The organism is Stappia sp. BW2 (assembly GCF_008107695.1).
In the GTDB taxonomy this organism is placed as follows: Bacteria; Pseudomonadota; Alphaproteobacteria; order Rhizobiales; family Stappiaceae; genus Roseibium.
The window spans coordinates 126439-149076 of the sequence record NZ_VIRG01000070.1; the positions used below are offsets into that span (position 1 = coordinate 126439).

Annotated in this window: 19 protein-coding genes; 5 read left to right on the forward strand and 14 right to left on the reverse strand. The window is 59.2% G+C overall.

The window, feature by feature from the left end; genetic code table 11:
* The first annotated feature begins 8 nt into the window (after positions 1 to 8).
* On the forward strand, positions 9 to 3188 hold the full coding sequence (locus FMN63_RS19490; RefSeq protein WP_148585844.1) for an efflux RND transporter permease subunit: 3180 nt from the start codon (positions 9 to 11) through the stop codon (positions 3186 to 3188).
* 173 nt (positions 3189 to 3361) lie between these two features.
* Here FMN63_RS19490 and FMN63_RS19495 read toward each other — a convergent pair whose 3' ends face one another.
* Positions 3362 to 5860, reverse strand: a complete 2499-nt coding sequence (locus tag FMN63_RS19495) for an arylsulfatase (RefSeq protein WP_209001247.1) — start codon at positions 5858 to 5860, stop codon at positions 3362 to 3364.
* 653 nt (positions 5861 to 6513) lie between these two features.
* Here FMN63_RS19495 and FMN63_RS19500 point away from each other — a divergent pair.
* Complete coding sequence (locus FMN63_RS19500) at positions 6514 to 7299, forward strand: hypothetical protein (RefSeq protein ID WP_148585845.1); 786 nt, start codon at positions 6514 to 6516, stop codon at positions 7297 to 7299.
* 283 nt (positions 7300 to 7582) lie between these two features.
* On the opposite strand, the gene FMN63_RS19505 is transcribed toward FMN63_RS19500, so the two are convergent.
* Together FMN63_RS19505 and FMN63_RS19510 are read right to left on the reverse strand one after the other, a co-directional pair.
* Positions 7583 to 9016, reverse strand: a complete 1434-nt coding sequence (locus FMN63_RS19505) for a glyceraldehyde-3-phosphate dehydrogenase (protein WP_148585846.1) — start codon at positions 9014 to 9016, stop codon at positions 7583 to 7585.
* 371 nt (positions 9017 to 9387) lie between these two features.
* Positions 9388 to 11022 (reverse strand): winged helix-turn-helix domain-containing tetratricopeptide repeat protein, encoded by a 1635-nt coding sequence (locus FMN63_RS19510; RefSeq protein ID WP_162530078.1) that lies wholly within the window; start codon positions 11020 to 11022, stop codon positions 9388 to 9390.
* A 119-nt stretch (positions 11023 to 11141) separates the two neighbouring features.
* Here FMN63_RS19510 and FMN63_RS19515 point away from each other — a divergent pair, with 119 nt between their 5' ends.
* Complete coding sequence (locus FMN63_RS19515; RefSeq protein ID WP_148585848.1) at positions 11142 to 11366, forward strand: tautomerase family protein; 225 nt, start codon at positions 11142 to 11144, stop codon at positions 11364 to 11366.
* 279 nt (positions 11367 to 11645) lie between these two features.
* Here FMN63_RS19515 and FMN63_RS19520 read toward each other — a convergent pair whose 3' ends face one another.
* The 7 genes from FMN63_RS19520 to FMN63_RS19555 all read right to left on the reverse strand — a co-directional run bounded on the left by FMN63_RS19520 (position 11646) and on the right by FMN63_RS19555 (position 17365).
* Entirely contained in the window at positions 11646 to 12296 is a 651-nt protein-coding gene (locus tag FMN63_RS19520) for a glutathione S-transferase family protein (protein WP_148585849.1), read from the reverse strand.
* 47 nt (positions 12297 to 12343) lie between these two features.
* Positions 12344 to 13000: a ribonuclease T2 family protein gene (locus FMN63_RS19525; RefSeq protein ID WP_148585850.1), complete on the reverse strand. Its 657-nt coding sequence runs from the start codon at positions 12998 to 13000 to the stop codon at positions 12344 to 12346.
* Between the two features lie 35 nt (positions 13001 to 13035).
* A complete protein-coding gene (locus tag FMN63_RS19530; protein ID WP_209001248.1) occupies positions 13036 to 13482 on the reverse strand; it encodes a hypothetical protein in 447 nt (148 codons plus the stop codon).
* A 97-nt stretch (positions 13483 to 13579) separates the two neighbouring features.
* Positions 13580 to 14428, reverse strand: a complete 849-nt coding sequence (locus FMN63_RS19535) for a 23S rRNA (adenine(2030)-N(6))-methyltransferase RlmJ (protein WP_148585851.1) — start codon at positions 14426 to 14428, stop codon at positions 13580 to 13582.
* Positions 14425 to 14952 carry a GNAT family N-acetyltransferase gene (locus FMN63_RS19540; protein WP_148585852.1) on the reverse strand — a complete coding sequence of 176 codons (528 nt, stop codon included), beginning with the start codon at positions 14950 to 14952 and terminating at the stop codon, positions 14425 to 14427. Before FMN63_RS19540 ends, FMN63_RS19535 begins: the two co-directional genes overlap by 4 nt.
* Positions 14953 to 15186: 234 nt before the next feature.
* On the reverse strand, positions 15187 to 16053 hold the full coding sequence (locus FMN63_RS29890; RefSeq protein ID WP_286192707.1) for a cold-shock protein: 867 nt from the start codon (positions 16051 to 16053) through the stop codon (positions 15187 to 15189).
* Positions 16054 to 16267: 214 nt separating this feature from the next.
* Complete coding sequence (locus FMN63_RS19555) at positions 16268 to 17365, reverse strand: DUF1176 domain-containing protein (RefSeq protein ID WP_209001249.1); 1098 nt, start codon at positions 17363 to 17365, stop codon at positions 16268 to 16270.
* Between the two features lie 220 nt (positions 17366 to 17585).
* Between FMN63_RS19555 and FMN63_RS19560 the strand changes: the two genes are divergently transcribed.
* Positions 17586 to 18224 carry an MBL fold metallo-hydrolase gene (locus tag FMN63_RS19560; RefSeq protein WP_162855097.1) on the forward strand — a complete coding sequence of 213 codons (639 nt, stop codon included), beginning with the start codon at positions 17586 to 17588 and terminating at the stop codon, positions 18222 to 18224.
* Between the two features lie 108 nt (positions 18225 to 18332).
* Here FMN63_RS19560 and FMN63_RS19565 read toward each other — a convergent pair whose 3' ends face one another.
* From FMN63_RS19565 to FMN63_RS19580, 4 genes are all read right to left on the reverse strand, one after another.
* The gene (locus FMN63_RS19565) at positions 18333 to 19280 is read right to left on the reverse strand and encodes a DUF1402 family protein (RefSeq protein ID WP_209001250.1); all 948 of its coding nucleotides are present in this window, start codon (positions 19278 to 19280) and stop codon (positions 18333 to 18335) included.
* Positions 19281 to 19562: 282 nt separating this feature from the next.
* Entirely contained in the window at positions 19563 to 19913 is a 351-nt protein-coding gene (locus tag FMN63_RS19570; RefSeq protein WP_162855069.1) for a DUF6665 family protein, read from the reverse strand.
* Between the two features lie 51 nt (positions 19914 to 19964).
* Positions 19965 to 21290, reverse strand: a complete 1326-nt coding sequence (locus tag FMN63_RS19575; RefSeq protein WP_209001251.1) for an MFS transporter — start codon at positions 21288 to 21290, stop codon at positions 19965 to 19967.
* Positions 21287 to 21850 (reverse strand): chalcone isomerase family protein, encoded by a 564-nt coding sequence (locus FMN63_RS19580; RefSeq protein ID WP_148585854.1) that lies wholly within the window; start codon positions 21848 to 21850, stop codon positions 21287 to 21289. The genes FMN63_RS19575 and FMN63_RS19580 overlap by 4 nt, the downstream gene beginning before the upstream one ends.
* 430 nt (positions 21851 to 22280) lie before the next feature.
* Here FMN63_RS19580 and clpS point away from each other — a divergent pair, with 430 nt between their 5' ends.
* Complete coding sequence (clpS, locus tag FMN63_RS19585; protein ID WP_148587265.1) at positions 22281 to 22583, forward strand: ATP-dependent Clp protease adapter ClpS; 303 nt, start codon at positions 22281 to 22283, stop codon at positions 22581 to 22583.
* Positions 22584 to 22638: the final 55 nt, after the last annotated feature.

Sequence of the window (22638 nt, forward strand, 5' to 3'; positions counted from 1 at the left end):
GTCCCGACATGCGTTCTCCCGGCGGATCGCAATTTGCCTCGTTACTGGACTACATGGTCCGGCACCGCACAGCGGCCAACCTGCTGCTGGCCATGATGCTGATCAGCGGTTTCGCGGCTTCGACGCAGATCCGCACGCAGTTCTTTCCCGATTTTGTCCGCGAGCAAGTGGACGTCGTCGTCAACTGGTCGGGCGCCGGTCCTGAGGACCTCGACCGGGCTGTGGTCGAAATTCTGGGGCCGCAGCTTCTTGCCATCAACGGCGTCGACGAAGCCACATCCGTCTCGCGCGAGGGCAGGGCCAGCATTGAACTGGAGTTCGAGGACGGCTGGGACATGGGCCAGGCGACCGACGAGGTGAAGGCCGCCGTCGATCAGGCTCGCTCCAGTCTGCCTGAAGGAATCGACGAGCCGGTGGTCACCCGCAGCGTCTATTCCGACCGGGTGACGGATGTCGTCATGTACGGTCCGGTCGATATCGACCAGCTTGCCCGCTTTGCCGAAGATCTCCAGACCGTGTTTTTTCGCCAGGGCGTGACACGGGTCTCCATTCGCGGGTTGGAAGACCCGATTATCCGGGTGAATGTCGGCGAGAACATGCTTGTGCGCCACGGGCTGACGCTTGCGGAGATCGCCGACGTCGTCTCTGCCGAAATGGAAACGACGCCTGCGGGCGATGTCGCAGGCAGCTCCGCACGGCTGCGCACGGGCCAGACCCGGCGTAGCGAACAGGAACTGGGCGAGATCGTTCTGAAGGCGCCTTCGCAAGGGGAAAAGCTGCAACTCCGGTCTGTCGCCGAGATCGTCACCGAAGGGGTGGAAAGCGGCCGGGCCTATTATCACAAGGGCATGCCGGCGGTCGTTCTCAGGGTCAACCGGAGCGCTCAGGGCGACACCATCGAGATCCAGCGGGCGGTCGAACGCATCACCGCGGAGTTCCAGCAGACGCTTCCCGAAGGTGTCGTCGTTCAGCTCACCAACACCCGGTCGCAGGCGATCATCGACCGGCTGGATATCCTGGTTGAAAACGGCATCTTCGGCCTCGCCCTGGTGCTCTTGTTCCTGTTCCTGTTTCTGTCTGCCAGAACGGCCTTCTGGGTGGCGGCCGGCATTCCGGTGGCGATGGCTGCCACTGTCGGGTTGATGTACGTCTTCGGGATCACGCTGAACATGATCTCCGTGTTTGCGCTGATCATTTGTCTCGGCATCATCGTGGATGACGCCATCGTGGTGGGCGAGCATGCCGATTTCCTGCACCGGCGTGGGTATTCGCCGGCGGAAGCTGCCAGCCTAGCGGCAAAGCGGATGACGGCGCCGGTCTTCTGCGCGTCCATCACCACGCTGATTGCCTTTGTCGGGCTGGTGGCCATCGGTGGGCGCTTTGGCAGTCTTGTGGCCGATATTCCCTTCACGGTGTCGGTGGTGCTGATTGCCAGCCTGGTGGAATCCTTTCTCATCCTACCGGCCCACATGAACCACGCGCTGAAGGCCAGCAAGAAGAAGCACTGGTTCGATCTGCCCAACCGCCTGTTCAACCGGGGTTTCGTCTGGTTCCGGGAAAAGCTGTTCCGTCGGTTCATTGCCTGGGTGATTGCCGTGCGTTATCCGGCAATCGGCTTTGCGCTGATGATCCTGGCGCTGTCCCTGACGCTGGTTCTGGACAAATCCGTGCGCTGGCGTTTTTTCAACGCGCCGGAGCGGGCGGTGGTTTCCGCCAGTATTGCCATGATGCCGGGCGCAAAGCGCGACGACACCAAGGCGATGATCGCGGAGATGGAACGGGCGCTTGACGTGGTCAATCAGCGCTATGTCGAAAAATATGGTGCGGACCCGGTCATCTTTGCGCTCTCCACCGTCGGAGCGACCGCCGGGCGCGGGCTGAGCGGCGCCGACACCAAGGATGCGGACCAGCTCGGCGGGATTTCCATTGAACTGCTCGACCCGGACCTTCGGCCCTATTCGGCCTTTCAGTTCATCGGCGACTGGCGCAAGGAAATCAAAAAGCCGCCGCTTCTTGAAACGCTGGCCCTGCGCGGCGAGCGCTCAGGCCCGGGCGGGGATGCCATCGACGTCAAGCTTTATGGAAACTCCACGGAAAATCTGAAGGCCGCTGCCGAAAGCCTCAAACAGTCGCTGGCTGCCATGGAGGGTGTCAGCGCGCTGGAGGATACGCTGGCCTATGACAAGCCGGAACTGAACCTGACGCTGACACCGCGCGGCGAAACCCTCGGCTTCACCACGGATGAAATCGCGCGCGTCCTTCGCAACCGGCTGGAGGGCGTCGAGGTTGCCGAGTTCCCGATCGGCCGGCGGACGGCAAAGGTGAAGGTGCTGCTGCCGGATGAGGAGACGGATGCGGCGTTTCTCTATACCACGCGGGTGCGCACCGATGCCGGAACCTATGTGTCCCTGAGCGAGATCGTCAATGTGGAGAGCACCTACGGCTTTGCCTCGGTGCGCCGCAGTGACGGCCTGCGCACGTTGCGCGTCTCCGGCGACGTTTCGGAGGACAATCCGGAAGCCGCCGCACGGGTGACGGAGGCTCTGCAGAACGAGCTTCTGCCCCAGCTTGCCGCTGACTACGACGTTGAAAGCGAGATGAGCGGGCTGGCGGAGCAGGAACGCTCGTTCCTCTCCGATGCCCTGATCGGCTTTAGCCTGTGCCTGGCCGGTATCTACCTGGTGCTGTGCTGGATCTTCGAATCCTGGACCCGGCCGCTGATGATCATGATCATCATCCCCTTCGGCTGCGTTGGCATGATCTGGGGGCACTATCTGCACGGCATTCCGTTGTCGATGTTCTCCGTGGTCGGTTTCATCGGCATGGCAGGCATCATCATCAACGACAGCATCGTGCTGGTGACCACAATCGACGAATACGCCAGGGACCATCCCTTCCGGCAGGCCGTCGTCAACGGCGTCTGCGACCGGCTGCGCGCGGTCGTGCTGACCACGGCAACCACGGTGTTCGGCCTGGCCCCGCTCCTGTTCGAAACCAGCCGGCAGGCGCAGTTCCTGCTGCCGACGGTCATTACGCTTGCCTACGGTCTGGGTGTCGGCCTGTTCCTGGTCATCCTGCTGGTGCCGGCGCTGCTGGCGGTGCAGAAGGATTTTGGTCAGGCCATCACCAGCGGCAAACGCCTGCTCAAGGTCCGGGGGCGGACCCCGCTTTCCGGCGGACGGGTCTGACGGCAGAGCCGACGCCTGCCTCCGTCCGATCCCTCCTTTGTTCCTTGCCTGCATGTCTGCCGGCCCGATGTCGGCCGGCAAGTCTGTCGCAAATAAGGTTCCCAGAGGGCTCAATCGTTCGTCACAGTGTCAACCTGCCGGAATTGCTGCCGGCAGGTTTTCTGGACGAAACGTCAGTCGCTTGCTTTTTGTGTGGCCGCTTGCAGCTTGGCAATGTCTGCCTCGGAGAGCTTTGGCCGGTCGACCTTGATTGTCAGCTTGTCGAGCTTGGCGGTCAGGGTGAACGGTGGTTCGTAGTCGGCATCATTGACCCCGGTCAGGGTGTCCGATCCGATGTCGAACGCTTCGTCCCATTGCAAGATGATCGGAATGGTCTTTTCCATTTTCTTGGTCTCGACAACCTTGCCATCGACCTTGAGCGTGCCTGTGCCGGATCGGCCGACCCCGCTCATGTTGTTGAAAGCAAGCGTTCCCGCACCCAAGCCGTCATACTTGAAGTCGAACTCAAGCGTGTGTTTCCCCGGAGACAAGGCGTCCTTGCCCTCCCATTTGATCCTTTCCAAATCAACGAGGTTCCAGAGGAAGACGGGCTTGCCCTTCAGCAGATAGAACCCGTAGCCCGCAAAGCGGCCTCCCGATGTCAGGATCATGCCTTCACCGCCGCCTTCAGGAACTGTCAGTTCCGCAGTGATTGTGTAGGAGCTGTTGAGAATGCTTGGTGAATCGCCCTGCGGCAAGCCGGTCATCGGCCGGGTATAGACAAATTCGTCACGACCCGCGGTGATGTTTGGACGTGGAGCCGCAACGCGCGGACCAACCGAGGCATCGAGAGGAAACACCTGGTATTTGGTTGCTTCCATGATGAAGGTTTCTTTCAGGTTCCGAACCATATCAGGATGCTCTGCGGCAATATCCGTCGTTTGCGTCGGATCTGTCTTGAGATTGTAGAGTTCGAACACCTGGTTGTTCAGGGGATCCTCATTGGCAGGGCCGAACGCATCCCAGGGAGCGCGGTTCACCTTCGTGGCAAGGAACCAGTCATTCTGCCAGAGGCCCCACTGCCCGAACATCTCGAAGTACTGGGTGTCACGGGGAGGGGGAGCGTCCGCATTTTCCTTGTCGAACAGATAGGCAAAGCTCTTGCCGTCCATCGGGGCCTGGGTGATGCCGTCGACGGCTTCTGGCGGGGTGATCCCGGCGATTTCGAGGATCGTCGGCACGACGTCGATGACATGCAGGAACTGGTCGCGCTTTCCGCCCTTGTCGGTGATCTTCGCTGGCCATGTGACCGTCATGTTCTGCCGGACACCGCCGAGCTGCGAAGCGATCTGTTTCATCCAGGGGTACGGTGTGTCGAAGGCCCACGTCCAGCCGACTGCCATGTGGTTATATGTTTCCTCGGTTCCCCAGACGTCGTACCACTTCATCTGTTCTTCGGCGGGGATTGCGTTGATCCCGTTGAAGTAGGCAACTTCATTTGGTGTTCCCAGCAGGCCACCTTCGGCGCTCGTGCCGTTGTCTCCGTTGATGTAGATAATCAAGGTATTTTCGTATTCGCCGATATCCTTCAGGGTCTGAACGAGGCGACCAATTTCGTCGTCCATATAGGCCGAATAGGCGGCGAAGACATCGACCTGGCGAATGAAGAGCTTTTTCTCGACATCCGTGAGCTCATCCCAATTCTTGATGTGATCGGTCGGCCAGGGCGTGATTTTCGCATCTTTCGGAAAGAGCCCCATGTTTTTCTGGTTTTCAAAGATGGTCTCTTGAAGCTTGTTCCAGCCATCATCGAACAGGTGCATGGCGCTGATCTTTTCCACCCACTCCTTGGTCGGATGGTGGGGCGCATGAGTGGCGCCGGGCGCGAACTTGATGAAGAAAGGCTTGGAGGGATCGATCTGGTGCATCCGTGTGACCCAGTCGATGGCATCGTCCGCCATCGCAGTCATCAGGTTCCAGCCGGGTTTGCCGTCAAACGGATAGATCTGGGTCGTGTTCCGGAAGAGATTGGGCTGCCATTGGTTGGCGTCTCCGCCAACGAAGCCATAGAAATATTCAAATCCCATGCCGGTCGGCCACTGATCGAAGGGGCCGCTCTGACTGGCCTCGAAGGCGGGCGTATTGTGGTCCTTGCCGAACCATGACGTGTTGTAGCCATTGTCGAGAAGGATCCTGCCCACCGTGGCTTTGTCTTCAGCGATGATGCTGTTGTAGCCGGGATACCCCGTGGACTGTTCCGAGATAACACCGAAACCGACATTGTGATGGTTTCGGCCGGTGATGAGCGCGGCGCGCGTGGGCGAACAGAGCGAGGTTGAATGAATGCTGGTGAAACTCAATCCGTCCGCCGCAAGCGCATCCATGGTCGGATGAGGAATGACACCGCCAAAAGTGCTTGGAATGCCCCAACCTGAATCATCCGTGATAATGAGCAGCACGTTCGGCGCTTCGGCAGGTGGCACAACACGTGGAGGCCACCACTGGGTGGAGTCCTCGGCAAGCGTGTCGATCTTGCCCCCAAAATGTTGCGGAGGCGGAGGCAACTGCAATCCGTTGAGGGTGGTCGTGGAATTCGGCGCACCGGACGCCGGCTGTGCAGTTGCCTGATCGGCAACACCAACCAAAAGCGCAAATCCGAAAACGCTCGTCATGAAGACTTTAATCGAACTCATTCCCACCTCCTATACTGACTCTAAAATCTTGTTTTCGTTCGTTTTACTTTTTTTGATTGTGCGAAATGCTGCGTAATTTCCATACATATGAATAATTTAATAAGTGACTTTACAATAAGGGTATCGATATAAAACTCCGTAACGCTACGTATGATCTATTATTTGTGTGGCACGAAAACATGTGTCACAATTTCTAATTGATTTCTGTCTTTTCGACCCCTAGGTCGGGCGAAAATTTCGCCTCTGCAACCGTTGGCGGGCGATGGAAGTGACCAATCCACGAAAACAATATTCTGGTGCTTGCAGTTGATGATCTGCAAAGAAATTTTCTTCTTGAATCGCTTCTCTGCCTGTGGGGTTATTAAGAGAGGAGATTATCTTATTGGTGAGAACTTCGTGGTTCCAGAAAATATGGGAACAAATTTCCTGGAAGACACGACAGGGCGATATCGTGGTTCAGATGGACACGGCCTTGCTTTGTGCGTCTATTTCGGCGTCCGACCGCGCAGACGCAGTATCTTTTGTGTGACACCTCTGGCCAATGATGTCTCTAAACTTAAAAATCAAGTGCCTTTACATCGGACTTAAGGTAAGCAAGAAGATAGATTAAACCAAAAATAAATTCCGGCTCGAAAGCAAAGTGAGAAGGTAGAATGTTGAAGACTTCACTCTCGAAAGCTGTTGCCTTAAGTGCATTTTTCATATCTCAGGCGCCTGCGCTGGCCGCCGATCTCGCTGTTGAGCCGACGGTGACACCCGCGAGAGTTGTTGAAGACAGGTGGAATTTCAGCATCACGCCCTATTTCTGGATGGCAGGGCTTGGTGGAGAAACCGTCACCGGCGACAACATCACAATGCCGTTCAACAAGGTGATCGAGAACCTGAGCTTTGCGCTGATGACGTCTATTTCAGCCGAGAAGGGGCGCTTCGGCGTCTATTCTGACCTGATCTACATGAACCTGGAAGGCTCCAAGACGACCACGGCGACCCTCGTCAGAAGAACCATCGATGCCAAACTGGACGCGACAATCAAAGGGTTCATCACGACAAACTCTTTGGGTTACAAGATTGTCGATACCCCCAGCTCCGAAATCGCTGGTTTCGGCGGTTTCCGTTATTTGTGGTTGAGCACCGATCTTGATTTCTCCCTGGGCAATTTTAGCGCCAGCGCAAGTGACCAGGGGCAGGTTATCGACGCTGTTGTGGGTTTGCGCGGTGAGACCAAATTGTCCGATCGCTGGTCCGTTGCCTATTATGGCGACGTTGGTACAGGCCAGTCTGACGTCACCTGGCAACTGTTTGGCGCGATCGGTTATGAAATAAAGAACATCGATCTGTTCGCAGGCTATCGATATATCGGCTGGCGGTTCGACGACGTGGCCGACCTCGACGCGCTTGATACTTACGGCCCGGTCATCGGTGCAAGGTTCAAGTTTTAGCCTCTGAATTCTGCGCTTGCCTTCGAAACCGGTCAGGCTAGCGAAGCTCACTTTGTAGCCTCTTCACGATCTCACGGAATGCTGCGGGCAATTGTTCGGCTGTTTCGTCACGCACTGACAGAAAATCAGCATCCGTTGATCCGGGGTAACCGTGGGGGCGGCCCTGCTAAATCTTCTGTAGCCAGTCGACGAAAGGGGCTAAGCCACACCTCAGGCGTGGCTTAGCCCCAATCATGTCGTTGAAGCCGGTATTACTCTCGGCCTGTATGCCTCAGGGCCAGTATCAGGCAGGAACCGCCGGGTATTTCATACCCGCAACTTCTTGCATCAACCGGATGACCTGGGTGCTGTATCCCGCCTCGTTGTCATACCAGACGTAAAGGACCAGGCGGTCGCCATCGACGATCGTAGCCTGGCTGTCGACAACACCGGCGTGGGTGGAGCCAACCAGATCGGAAGAAACCAACTCGGTCGAGGCGGTATAATCGATCTGGTCCTGCATCGGCGATTTTACGGAAATCCCTCGCAGGTAGTTGTTCATTTCCTCAGCCGTCGTTTCGCGCTTGAGGTTCAGGTTGAGGATGGCCATGGAGACATTGGGGATCGGCACGCGAACCGCGTTACCGGTCAGCTTGCCCTTCATTTCAGGCAGGCACTTTGCCACGGCGCTTGCAGCGCCTGTGCTCGTCAAGACCATGTTCAAAGGTGCGGCGCGTCCACGGCGATCACCCTTGTGGTAGTTGTCGATCAGGTTCTGGTCGTTGGTAAAGGCGTGGATCGTTTCAACGTGACCGTTCTCGATCCCGAACTCATCGTTGATCACCTTGAGCACTGGCGTGATCGCGTTGGTGGTGCAGGAGGCCGCACTCAGAATCTTGTCGTCTTCTGTAATGTCGCCGTGGTTGACGCCATAGACGACATTCCTGATGTTGCCTTTGCCCGGTGCGGTCAGAACGACTTTCGACGCACCCGGACATTTCAGGTGTTGGCCTAGGCCTTCTTCGTCGCGCCAGATGCCCGTGTTGTCGACCACCAGCGCATTGCGGATGCCATATTTTGTGTAATCGACCTCGGCGGGTGAGCTGGCGTAGATCACCTGAATGTAGTTGCCATTGGCAATAATCGCGTTCTGCTCTTCATCAACCGTGATGGATCCGCTGAACGCGCCGTGGACGGAGTCCCGCCGCAGGAGGCTGGAGCGTTTCTTCAGATCTCCATCCTTGCCGCCGCGCACGACAATTGCGCGAAGCCGCATTTTGTTCCCGGCGCCGACGCGTTCGATCAGCATGCGGGCGAGAAGGCGGCCAATGCGGCCGAAACCATACAGAACGACGTCCTGCGGTTCCTGCAGAATGGAGGTCTTGCCGGTGTTGATGCTGGCAAGCTGCTTTTCAAGGAAGCTCTTAACGTCGCCGCCTTCTTCCATGTAGCGGTGGCAGAGCTTGCCGAGGTCGACGCGGGAGGCGGCGAGATCCATCTCAAGCATTGCCTTGACGATTTCAAGGCTCTTGGAGACTTCCAGCTCCTGCCCGGTGATCTGCAAGGCATAGCGGTGTGCCTTGATGATCTCGATGGCGGAGTTGTTCAGCAGGCGGCGCCCGAAAATGCGGATGTTGATGCCGAAGTCGCGGTAGAGGTGTCCAACCAGCGGGATCATCTGCTCGGCGGCGGATTGTTGTTCCTTCCAGTTGTCGAAGTGATTATCCATAGCCGCCATACACAAAACTCCTTTATGGTCTTTTCAACGCAATGAGTGGCAAGTCTTTAGCCTATGCACGCTGTTTATCTCTGGTGCGAACACCCTGTCCATAAGAAGTTTCAAGACTAATCGATTGAAATCTCAGAAAGAGCTCTGCGTCACGTTCAGGCTGTCGGAAACGTTACATCGGTAACCTTGTTGGTGCCCGGAAATCAAAGAAAAGACACTTGACTGGTCGAAAAAAGGCAATGCAGATCCTGGTGCTTCTCAGGAGTCATTGGCTGCGGCAATTGAAGCTGGCCTTCAGCGTCAGGCAGATTGTATTGCTCACGCGTTTCCTGCGTGGATGAGGACCCGGCTTTTCGCGGTGCCGGCGTTGCGAGGTCGGTTCAAACGCCCAGTTCGCGCAGGGTTTTTTCTATCGTTTCGCGAGCACCGTTCTTGGCAAAGGGGAAGGATGCGAAGAAAACTTCCGAGCTGATTGCCGGGTCGGCCTGTTTCGCCCGTGTCAACCATTGCCGGGCTTCGGCGTGCTTGCCGGCCAGGTGCGACGTCAGCGCCGCGATCAGCGAAATGTGCTTATGCGCCCCGATCATCTGTGCCGCTTTCACGCCAAGCTCTTGCGCCTTTGCCATATTGCCCAGTTGCACTTGCACCAGCGCACGTGCCGATGTCATGCCATAGGCGAGTGGGTCGAGCGGGCTGAGGTCCAGCGCCAGTGCTAGATCGGCATCGGCCTGTGCCGCCTGACCTGCCATCACGCTCACCAGCCCGCGTGTGTAGACGCCCTGGGCGAAGCTGGGGCTGAGGCTGGTTGCCCGGTCGAACCAGGCGATGGAATCCTCCAGCTGGCCGTCGAGCCAGGAGCATCGCCCGGCATTGAAATGGGCAAAGGGATCGAGCCGGTCGGTCTCCACCGCTTGCTGCGCCAGCACCCGTGCCTGTTCGACCTCCGCCGCGGGATCTTCTGAAAAACGCATGAAGGCTGACTGGAAATGCGTGAAGGACAGCCCACCCATGGCGCCGGAGAAATAGGGATCGCGCTCCAGAGATTGTGTGAACAGCGCGGCCGCTCTCGCGTTGTCCTGCCGGTTGAAGCGGTACATGTGGTCAAGGCCCAGGTGGAAACAGGCCCAGGCATCGAGTTCTCCCGGCGCACGCCTGCGGGCGAGCCGCACTTCGTTCTGTGGGATCTGGACCGCCAGACTGGCCACCACATGGCTTTCGATGTCCGACCTGAGCTGCTGCAACTCAGTAAGGCCGCCGTGATAATGCTCTGCCCAGATCGTTCCGCTGCTGGTCATGTCGATCAGCGACACGCCGATGGTGACATGCTCGCCGGACAATTCGACCGTGCCGGTGAGCCCATAGCGAACACCGAGCTGCCGACCGGCGGACAGCGGGTCCACATCAGGCCCGCGAAAGCGGAAGCTCGATCCGCGTGCGATGACGAATAGCCAGTGCAGGCGCGACAGATCCGCAATGATGTCGGCGGGCAGGGCATCGGCCACGATTTCCTGTTGGCCCGGTTCGCCGAAATACTCGAAGGGCAAGACAGCGATAGAGGGCCGGCCATCACGTGCGTTCTTCAGCATGTCTTCAATCGCCGGGGCGGCTTGCTCCTCGGTCATGAGAGCGGATTTCACGCAGAGCGTTTTCTCCAGATCACCGCTGACCTCGGTGTCCGCAACAAACCGGAACCCTTTGCCATGGATTGTCCGGATGACTTTCTGCGCGCTGCCTGTGTCTCCCACTGCCTTGCGCGCCGCCTTGATCCGAGCCGCCACAGCAGTTTCGGAGACGATCCGTCCGTCCCAGATATGCTCGATCAATTCATCCTTGCTGACCATCCGGTCGCGGTTTTCCGCCAGCAGCAAGAGAAGGGAGAGGACTTGCGGCTCAATCGCCACGCGTTCGCCACCGCGGCGCAATTCGAAACGTGCCCCGTCCAGTTCAAAGCCGTCGAAGGTAAACACCAGGGCGTCGGCTTGCGGCACATGTTCCCCTTTCCCGAAAGTCTTCATGAAAAGGTCAGTTATATTCACGTCCCCGTCAAGCATTGCCGCAGGGGAAGGCGTATCTCTTGTTCATCGGGAGCAACCGATAGTTTTGAAGCACTGAGACATGAACCAGGAGATATGAAATGCCTTTGGTAACGATCGATGTCATCAAGAACGTTTTCACCCCTGAACAGAAGCACCAGCTGATCGAAAAAGTGACCGAAGCCATGGTCTCGGTTGAAGGCGAAGCCATGCGCCCGGTCACCTGGGTCCGCGTTATGGAAGTCGAGCAGGGTGATTGGGCGATTGGCGGCCAGCGCCTGGGAGCTGCGGACGTTCATGCCATGTCGGGCAAGAAAGTCGCCTGACCCGAGCGAAAATCTGTTTTCAGAAGGGCCGTGCCTCAGGGCGCGGCCTTTTGCATTTCGTCCCGTAGGTGCCGTGAACCCGCCGCCAAACCGCAAGTGCGGCTGTTGAAAATGCCTCAGGAAGCTGTACTCAAGCCAGCAGCAGCCAGGCATCCAGATCTTCTGAGCTAAGCTCCAGGGGAGGCATAGGCAATTGCAGCTGCGCATTGTTCTCGGCCAAAAAAAGCCAGCCCGGCGTCATGCGGGGCTGGCGGATTGCAGGCAACTGTGCTCAGGGGATTACCGCAGCGGGGCCGGGTCGTTTTCCGGGACAGGTGCGGGTGGAACCTTGGTGTCGGTGAAGGCGGGCACAGCCTCTTCGAAGGCGTCCAGCCAGGCCACCAGCTTCGGATGGGTCTTGCGCCATTCACCGGCAAAGCGGATGTCCAGATACCCGAGCGCGCAGGCAAGCGTCAGGGAGCCTGCGTTGACGTCTGAGGCGCTTGCCGGAGTGGGCGGGGTGTTGTCTTCAAAGTGCTTCAAGCCGCGTTCCATCTTGCCAGCCTGATACGCGTCCCAGGCCGGGTCACGGTACTTCTGTTCCTTGAAGCGCTTGTCGTAGACTCGGAGAATGGCCGCATCCATGATGCCGTCTGCCAGCGTCTGGTCGCGCAGGACCGCAAAACGGGCTTCGCCCTCGGGAAAGAGTTTGCCGCCGCCTGCCAGGAAATCGAGATATTCCAGAATGACGGAGCTGTCGTAAAGAACATCGCCGTTTTCCAGAATCAGCGCCGGGATCTTGCCGAGGGGGTTCTGGCTGCGCAGGCTGTCGGAGGGATCTGCCGTATTGGCGTCTTCCACTTCAACCTTGCCCTTGAGACCAAGAATGGACAGGCCGAGCTTTACCTTGCGGCCGAAAGGCGAGGGGGCAGACGAGCGAAGTTTCATCATGGGGCCGAACTCCTGAAAGACTTGGGCGGTTGGGGTGTCGAACGTGTTCAGTGAGCGCCGGGCGGCGGCACGGAGAGGCTGTCAGCGCGGCAGCCGGATCTGTCGACCTCCCGGCAGGACCTGAATTCGAGATCGCGTGTGAGGCAGATACGCACTTCCTCCAGCTCGCCCCTGTCACAGGCGACGGCAAGCCCAGCTTCCGTCAGGCCTGGATTGGCAAGCCGGAAGGCCTTTTCTACGGTCTCGGGCGCGGCCTTGCCTCGTTTGTCGAGCGTGCGGAAGGCGCCGGGGATGGTGATCTTGTCGTAAGCCTTGCGGGTGAGGGCGAAATAGTTTTCCGGCGTCAGACCGGAGCAGGTGCCGTGCTTGCGCCACTCGTGAAAAACGAGATTGTGGCTCGGCATGATGTCTTCCATCGAAACGGCGATCTGCCGGTCGATACGCTTGGGTGCGCCGGGGCAACTTTCGGGGAACCCCCGCTCATACTGCGGCCACAGGCCATGCACGACGAAGCGAAACGGTTTGGAGACGTCGCATTGGTGCGGGTTGGCATCCGCGCCCTGCTGTTTGCAATAGGTTGGTGACCAGGACAGGGCGAGGACGTAGAAATCGAACTTGCCCGTTTCATCGGCTCTGGCGGGAAGGCTCAAAAATCCCGCCAGGAGGCAGGCGAACAGTCTTCCGATGCAGCCGAACAGCGCCATGGATCAACTCTCTTGGGGGGGGGCGAGCTTACACCCTAGTGCGGGCGTGCCGTGCTGCAATGATCGCCATACACCCGCCACTTGTCGAGCGGAGCAAGGCAAGCCTCGACGTTCCAGCCCAGCCCGACGAAACCTGCGTGTTCTTCCACCATGTAGTGGACTGCCTGGATGCTGCCATCGGACAGGCTGGCCGTGCCCTTGCAGTAGCGGCGCTCAATCGGGCTGACATCGTTGCCACGACCGTTGACTTCGCTGATGCCGTCGATGCTCAAAATGGTGCGGCCGTCGTAATAGTCCCTGCGGGCGCGGGCGACAGTCCCGGCGACAGCGCTTTGCACGGATGCCGCCGTGCAATCCGGCAGGCGGTTGCCACTGGCAAAGGAGAAGTAGACACGGTCGTCATTCGCGGCCGCCGGTGCAGCCAAGCTTGCGCAAAAGGCCAAGGCTGACAGGGTCAAACAGACGGTACGGGCAATATGCACGGCGTAAACTCCGGAAAGCAAACTGTGAGGGAGACGATGGGGGAGCCGGGTCGGAAGGTCAAGGTTCGATACCGGTAAAAGTGTCATTGGAGGGGCTTTATTCGCCGATCATCTGTGTCACGTTCCAACTCGCGCCGGGCCCCTGGTGCAGAACATCGCACAACCAGGGCAGAACCAGACGCATTTCTTCCCCCAGCGTGTAGGGAGGGTTGATCAGCGTCATGCCGGACCCGAGCATTCTGGTGTCCGGGCCGCTCTTGCCTGCATTCAGGTCAAGGCTCAGCACGTCCCGCAGGCCTGCGTCCGCAAAGTCTTCGTGCATGCGCCGGATCGCTCTTGCATCCTTCATCGGATACCACATTGCATAGGTGCCGCCCGTCCATTTCTTGTAGGCCTTCACCACGGCATCGGTCATGCGGGCAAATTCGTCGGTCACCTCGTAGGCGGGATCGATCAGCACGAGGCCACGCTTTTCCTTGGGCGGCAGAAAGCTGCCCATGGCAAGCCAGCCATCCAGGTGGATCGTCTTGACCTGATGATCACCCGCGAACCGCTCAGCCAGCGACTTGAAGTCCGCCGGGTGCAGTTCCGTCAGGGTGAGCCGGTCCTGCTTGCGCATCAACTGCCGGGCCACCATGGGCGAGCCTGGATAGACCGTCAGTGTGTCGCCATCATTGAGTGAGCGCACCGCCGTCAGCCAGGGGGTAAGCAGATCCGCCACCTGCGGCGGGATATCGGCCTCGAGCACTTTGCCGATGCCAAGTTGCCATTCTCCGGTCTTCTGCATCTCCCGCGAATTGAGATCGTAGAGACCGATGCCCGCATGGGTGTCCAGGATGCGGAAGGCTTTGTCCTTGCGCTGGAAATAAGCGATCAGCCGGGCCAGAACGACGTGTTTCAGAACGTCGCCGATGTTTCCTGCATGGTAGGCATGGCGGTAGTTCATTCTGTCTTGTTTCCGGAAGCCGGTTCGGCTTCGCGCTTGAAGAAAACGACAGCCTTTTCACCGTGGTCGGCTCTGCCGATTTCCGTGAAGCCGAGCCGGCTGTGGAAGCGCATCGACCCCGGGTTGGGCGGGCGTTCGTTGACTTCGCAAACGAAGACGCGGCCGGTGCCGGCGAACCGTTCAAACAGGGCGGTGTAAAGGGCATCGCCGATCTTCTGGCCGCGACGGGTCTCGTCGACGCAGATCCGGTCGGTGTAGGCGAAGTTGGACAGGCGCTCGCTCAGCCAGTGGTAGTTCCGGCTGTCATAATCGGTGCCGTCGCCAAGACACAGCAGGAAACCGGCGGGCACCTCATCCACGACCGCGACAAGGCACACCAGGGCAGAATTGACGAGGTCGAGCAGGTCTTCGGCTGTCAGCTCGTTCACAGCCGGCACGGCAGCATTGTTCAGCGGAAGCAATGCATTGAGGTCGCCCGGCAGAAACGGGCGAATGGTCAGGGTATCGGACGAAACGGCAAGCATGGAGCCCCTCTATGGAATTCGGAGACGCCTTATAGGCACTTCGGGGGGATGTGAAAAGAGGTCCGCCAAATCCGTTGGTCGCCGGAAGAGCGGATGATCGGGCTGTCGGGCATTGCTCCAATGCGGGTCGGGGAGGTTGCGCCGGCACTCTTGGTGAAAAGACAGTGGGCGCAGCATGGCTGCGCCCACTCGCATCATACTCTCGACCCCTGCGTCGGCAGGGAAGGCCGGAGTTTATTCTTCGGCTGGTCCGCCCTGGTCTTCCTGCGGTGCATCGCCTTCTTCGAGCGCCTGCAGGTTGACCGCTTTCGGTCCCTTGCCCCGGCGGTCCGGCTCGGTCTCGAAAGACACACGCTGTCCGCTATCAAGGCCGGCAAAACCGGAGCGTTCGACTGCGGAAATGTGCACGAACACATCCGCATCGCCTTCGTCCGGGGTAATGAAGCCAAAACCCTTGTCATTCTTGAAGAACTTTACAGTGCCAGACTGACGCGGGCCGCGCTCGACAGGCGGCATGTCCCGCCGTGGGCGTTGCTGACGGAAGCCGCCGTCGCCTTCGCTGCCACCTTCGCGCGGAGCGCCACCATAGCCGCCGCGGCCACCGCCGCCGCCATAGCCACCGCCTTCACGGCCACCGCCGCCGTAGCCGCCTTCGCGTCCACCGCCGTATCCACCACGGCCACCGCCGCCGCCATAACCACCGCCTTCACGGTTGCCGCCGCCATAGCCGCCGCCCTCACGGTTGCCGCCACCGTAGCCGCCACCTTCACGTCCGCCGCCGTAGCCACCACGGCCACCGCCGCCGTAACCGCCGCCTTCGCGGTCGCCGCCGCCGCCGTAACTTCCGCGGCCGCCGCCGTCACGGTTGCCGTAACCGCCCCGGCCGCCGCCATAGCCACCTTCTTTATTGTCGTCGCGGCCGTAGCCGCCACCAAAATCATTGTCGCGTCCACCGCGGTAGCCACCGTCCCGGCCGCCGCCGTAGAAGTCACCACCAAACTCGCTTCCGCCAAAATCACTGCCGAAGTCTTGCGGACCGCCAAACTCGCGCTTGCCGCCGCGCCGACCACGCGACCGCCGGTCCGAATCACCATCGTGCATTACCGAATCACCTTAATTGTTGCGCCCTTTCGGCACATAACGACCAACCTCACCCGCCTTCACAGTCGAGTCACCACACCCAGGCGCACTCCGTGCGTCTGTTCAACATTCTGGGATCGGGTTGAAGCAATCCTGCCGCATCCTTCTCCAGCCGCTGCGTTTTCATCATAAGGGCGGGATAGGGAAAATCGCAAGAAAATCCTTGGAGAAAGGCCTAATTCGAGGCGTTTTTCAGCGGCCAGGTGTTTGACCAATTGGACAAGTCAGGTTCCGTTCCGTCACATGTCTTCCGGGCTGCTTCCTCAAGCAGCACCAGGCCGGTGCCGTTCCAGACCCAGCGGTTCCACAGGCCACATTCGCCGACGCCGGACCCCTTGAAGTAGCTGACAAGCTGCTGGTCGGCCGGAATCCATCTTGCGTTGTAGATGAGATCCGTTGCTATCGGACCCTTTTCCGACATACGGGCGACATGAACCTGACGAGCCGCGCCGTCCTTGCCGGAGAGCACGGCTACATAGGGGCTGTTGTAGGCGGTCGGTGCGCCGCACGGGATGATGTAGAGTGCGGCGCTGTCGGCGAGCGGTACACGGACCGCGTTCAGGCTGGCGAAGATTGTCGGGTCGATTTCCGAGCAAAGGCGGTTGGCGGACCACACGGCCGCAACTTCCGGTGGGAGCTGGTCGGCGCTCATTACCGGAATGGCATGCGGCGCGTCCCTGGCCGGGTCGGCGCCGGGGAAGACGATGGCTGCAACGGTGCCTGTCCGGTCCTGGCGATTGTCGAGCCAGAGCAGGCTGGACTTGAGGCCAAGCAGGGGAACCGGCACGGCAACAGGGTCAGCTCCGCTGGCCGCAGGCAGGCGGATGGTCAATTCCTTGCCCGTGCGCATGGCATCAAGCAGTGTCGTTGTTGCTGGCCCGGTCGGATACCAGAAACCTTCTCCACCCAGTGGGCGGAAGCCGGCCGGCGGATTGACTGCCGGCTGCATTTCGCGAAGCTGTTCGATCGGCAGGGCCTCGATGGGAACACCGTCCACCTCGAACTTGAGTGTGCCGTCCTGTTGAAGTTCGGTGTTGGTGGTCACGCGAACGAGCGGCTGCGCCTCGGCTTGCCAGTCACGGACGATACGCACATCGACCCAGACCGACTGGCTGCGGGTGAAGGAGGAGGCGAAACACACCCCAGTGTTGCCGCAATCGACCGTCCAGCTTTCGAAGCTGGGTGTCGTCCGTCCGGGCTGCGCCATTGTGCTCGAAGCGCCCATAAGCGCTACGGCAACAGTCATCAGCAGTGTCTTCAGTCGTGGCGTCATCAGCTCCGGCTATCCGAATGGTCTTGGCATCTTCCAACAGGTCCATACATCTTGTACGAAATGCACGCGGCCAGGTGAAGCCGCGATTGACCAGAAAGACGACACCGGATGGTGTTGTCCCGTATTTGTTACATCGGGCCATGCAAGGCCGCTGTTAAAGGAGCCTGCCATGGCGCAAGACACAACAAATTCCGGCGGCGGCGAAAATGCTGAAGACGGTATGCCGCCGATCCAGGTCATGGTTCTTGCCGTAACACCGTTTCAGCAGAACTGTTCGCTTATCTGGGACCCATCAACCTTGCGCGGGACGGTGGTCGACCCGGGAGGTGACGTCGACAAGATCCTGGCGGCCATCGACAAGCAGGGCGTCAAGGTTGAGAAGATCGTTCTCACGCATGGTCATATCGATCATGTCGGTGGCGCGGCAGATCTTGCAGAAGCGCTCAAGGTGCCGGTGGAAGGTCCGCATGAAGCCGATCAGATGCTGATCGACAGGGTGGCCGACCAGGCGGTGCAATTCGGCGTTGAAGGCGTGAAGCCCGTGACGCCGGATCGCTGGATGGTTGAAGGCGATCAGGTGGAAATCGCCGGCCGCATGTTTGACGTGCTGCATTGCCCCGGGCATTCGCCCGGTCACCTGGTGTTTTTCGACAAGGAACTGCGTTTCGCGATTTCCGGGGATGTGCTTTTCGCTGGTTCCATCGGCCGTACGGATCTGCCGGGGGGCGATCACGCGACCCTGATCAAGTCGATCCGGGAAAAGCTGCTGCCGCTCGGGGACGATGTTGCGTTTCTGCCGGGACACGGCCAGGCCTCGACCATCGGTCACGAGCGCGAAACCAATCCGTTCCTGACGTGAGACGCGGGAGACAGGCAGCCTGAATTGCGCTGCCTGAACCTTGTTGCCCAAAATGGAGTAGGACGTTCGGCTAGAGTGCCGGGACGACCGCTCAGGGGGCCTGAACCGTCAGAGCAGGCCTCTCAGATCGTCGATACGGTCGTTGACCAGCCAGCCGTAGTAGTTTTCCCGCGGCCAGCGTTGACCGCTGCGGCGGAACTTTGCGGCGCGGCTCCAAGGGTCACCAAGATTGTAGAGCGTTGCAGTCAGGCCAGGGTTCTTCGAAATGTCCACCTTGCCGACGGATTTGTAGGCGGCGATGGAGTCCTTGATGATCGCGGCCATGTAGTGCAGCGAGATATTCGGGTCCATGGTGGCCTTGTAGACAGCTTCTGAATCTTCCGCGGTCAGCTTGCGGAAGTTGCTTGTGCTGGCAACCCTGTCGGTCATCTTGAGCACTGTGAGCGGGCTCAACTGGCCGAGACCGAAACTCTGGCCGGAGTAGAGCGGCTGGAAGAATGCCTCGTTGAAGTTCTTTCTCGGATAGCGAACGCCATCGACCGACCGGCCGCGAAACTTGCTGTTCCAGACGTTCTCGTAGCAGGACCACCTGCGGTCGGAACTTTTCTGAATGTGGTCCTTGCGGCAGCGGTCGAACTGCGGACGTTCGACAAAAGTGTCGACATGCTCTCCGTTCAGTTCGAAGTCGAAGCGGATGCCTGCGTAGGAGAGTGCCTTCACATAGTAGGATTGCGCACTGTCAAGCGTGTCGTAATTGTAGGTATGCTCACCGACGATGGCACCGATGATGTGGATCGGATCGATGCCGTAGCGCGCAGACACACGCTTGATGGACCCCATCAGGCGGCGGTCACGCTTCAGAACAGCCAGAACCTTGTTGAACTTGGCATCGTAGGATGACTTCGAGGCGGCGGTGCGGCGGGAAGATGCGTAAGGGATCTTCGGTTGGCTGCTGAGGCGGTTTCCTTCCGGAACCACCCGCACCGACTGCGCCTGCACGGTCGTGCTTGTTGCAAGAGGCAACGCCAGGGGGGCCAGAAGCAGACCAAAAATCATACATCCAGTCAGAAGCCTGGAGATTTGGCCGAGATGAGGGGTCTTCCTGCACACCATAGTTTTTCTGCGCCTGGCTTTATCTTGTGTTTCTTGCCGACCAAATGCGGTCATGCCTGCGAGCTTTAGCTGTTTCACATAGCTCGCCGGATGTGACTGTAAATAACTCATCTTGCAAAAAGCCCCCAGAAAAAACCACTGCGACATCGAAGATGCAACAGGTTCCTCTCTCTAGGGTAAGGACATCAACAAAGAAGTGATGTCGGTCACAGGGGGGGCGGATTGTCAGGAGCCGGGCTTTGAACGGAAAGCGGACGCGGGTCCCATGCGAAGGCGAACCGCCTTCGGAACGGCCAGGAAATCATAGAAAGCCCTGTGCTGCCGCAAGCCGCACAGTTCCCGCTGGATGGTGACATGCCAGAGCGCTTCGCCGGCTTCGGCAAGCCGGTTTTGCAGCGTTTCGGTATCTGTTGCAGGGGCTTCCTCTGCCGACTTCAGATCGGCGAGGGCCTTTTCCAGCTTTTTGGTCAGCCGGGAAAGTGTCGAGGCCTTCTCGTTGAGGACTTCGTTTTCCAGCGCTGCCGAGAGCGGGTCCTTGTCGGCGGGGCTGATCAACTGAGGCGGGCGTAGGCTCATGTCTTCAGGTGGTGCTGTCTTATTCCGGCACGGGTGATGAGAAATGCAGGGTCACACGGCGGATCGGTTGAGGGCAAGGTCTTTTTCGAACAGCAGAAGTCCGACCAAGGCAAACAATTTCAGCGCACATGGCAAGGCTGCATAGGTGATGCTGAGCATGAAGTTCAGCTCCGGCGTCATGACACCGCCGGGCTGGTATCCGAAAAGCCCGAGAAGCGGCAGGGCAACGCCCGTTGCCAGCGCCAAAGCGGATTTGGACAGAAACGCCATGACCGCAAACAGACGTGAGGCTTCTCCCTGACGGCGGTCTTCATCGATGTGGTCGGCCAGAATGGCAGGCGGCAAGGCCAGGTCGGCGCCAAGGGCCAGACCGGAAAGGGCGCACACCAGACCATAGGCTGTCAGGTCTCCCTGTTGAAGCAAAGCTGCCCAGCAGAACGTGAGGATGGCAACGGCAAGCGAGATCTGCCACGCCCGTATCTTGCCGAAGCTGCGGGCAAGCCGGGTCCAGAGCGGCATGGAAATCACGCCCGAGAGAAAATAAATCAGCAAAAACAGGCCCGTGTAACTTTCCGCGCCAAGCCTGTCTCGGATGAAGAACATCACCAGGACGGCGGGGATGGCGCTCGCGAAAATATTGAGAAACAGAAGCCCGAAGAACAGACGCCGCCAGCGGTTCCGAAGCAGGGCCAACCACCCCATGACAGGAGTGTCCGATTGCGGCTTCTCAAGCGGCGCTGACCGCATCCAGCGGAGCAGCAGCCAGAGTGAGACGACCAGAAGTGGCAGGTAGCCGAGCGTGACATAATGGAAAGCTGTTTCGAGGTCGGTCAGGGTTGCCAGAGCCGCCGGTAAAACAGATGCCACCAGAAGGCCGGCAAGGCCGAAGCCTTCGCGCGCTGCCGTGATGGGTGTTCGGTCGGACGCCTTCGTTTTCCAGAGGCCGCCTAGGGTCTGGTAGTTGATCGTGACGACGGAAAATCCCGTGGTGCAGATAAGCACCGACGCGGCAAACCAGACCAGTGGTGCGGCTTCAAGGGGGTGAAACAGCATCCAGAAACCTGCCCCGAGCAGCAAGGCGCCGAACGCAAGCACTGCGCCGCGCCACTGGTGGAACCGGTCACTGAGGCTGCCGATGAAAGGATCCTGAACAGCGTCGAACAGGCGCAATACAAGAAGGATGGCGCCAAGCGTCGCAACCGGCTGCTGCAATGTGACAGCGTAAAAATCCGGGGCGTGCAGGTAGATCGGCAAGCCGGCAAAGGCCAGGGGGAATGCCATCACCCCATAGGTGGCCAGGCTGGAAAGCGTCACGCTTCCGGCATCGTCCGTCTCAAGTCGATGTGCCGTCTCGCTGCCGCGAGAGCGTGGTGTCACGAACCGGACCCGACCAACTTTGCACGCAACTGCGGATTACGTGTGTTGCCGCCCAGCCAGATGGCGAAGAATTTCTTCGTGAAGGCTGGATCGGTGATGGCTCCAAGCTTCCGGTTGCCGAGATAGAACTCGGCATGACCGCTGCTGGTGCGGACACCCGTTATGGACTGGCCGGGCGTCACATTGGGAAAGATGGCTTCCATCTGAGCTTGCCATTTTGCCAGTTGCGCGTTCGAAACACCGCCCTGCCGCCTGATTTCCTTGACCGAGCTTTCGGCAATCTGTGTGCCCGTAAAGCTTCGCAGGTAGTTCAGCTTCAGGGCGAAAGGGGAAGCAGGGCTGTAAGTGCCTTGGGGAGCGTAAAGTTCGGCGTCGAACACCTTGAACCCGAGGAAGGTCATCCTGCCCTTGCCGACGAGTTCTGGCGAGGGCATAAGCCTGGATGCCGTGCCGAGGTCGGCCAGAGCAGAGCTCGCCGGCACGGTTACAGCCAAAGCCAGTAGCAATGCGGCGGCAAGTCCGCGCTGCCTGAAGCGGTGTGTCGTCAATTGAAGAACCATCGCGCAATCCTCCGAAAATCGTTTCGTGGGCCCAGCCACCAACTCTCTACGGGGGAACAGGGTCGCCGGATTAGTCGGCGTTGGCCTTGGTTCAATCCGGCTGTCGGCATGGGCCGCCAGTGACCTTGCCTTTGAAGGAAGATTTGCGGTGCCGGCGCCGGCGCTGAGCGACCATCGTCGGGTGTCCCGCTGGCCGTTATGTCCGCTTTGTGATTGCAAGATTTTCGGCTATCATGTTTTCTTCGATTTCGCAATGCAGTATAGTGATGAAAAGCAAAGGCCGACTGCGGACGGTGCGTCATGTCACATGATCGTACCTGGAGCTGAAAAGGTCTGGAAGCGCGTCGCCGGAGGAATGTTCGGCACATTTTCCATTTATCAGGTGAGACCGCATCGCGCGGAGCCTAAAGCGTCAGCTTGGACGATTGTCATGAGTGAGATCGATTTCAAACCGAAACTGAAGCAAAAAACAAAAGTGCAGCGGCCGAAGCTCTACAAGGTCATGCTGCTGAACGATGACTACACACCTCGGGAATTCGTCACCCTGATCCTGAAGGCGGAATTCCGTCTGGATGAGTCTCAGGCGGAGGTCGTGATGATGACGGCACACCAGAAGGGCGTCTGTGTTGTCTCCGTTTATCCGAGGGACGTTGCCGAAACCAAGGCCACCCGCGCCGTCGATGCCGCGGGACGGCTTGGCTATCCGCTGCAGTTCACCGTCGAGCCGGAGTGACGTCGCAGGCAGGTGATTTCCATCACCCGCCAGACTGTTTCCAACATGTGCACAC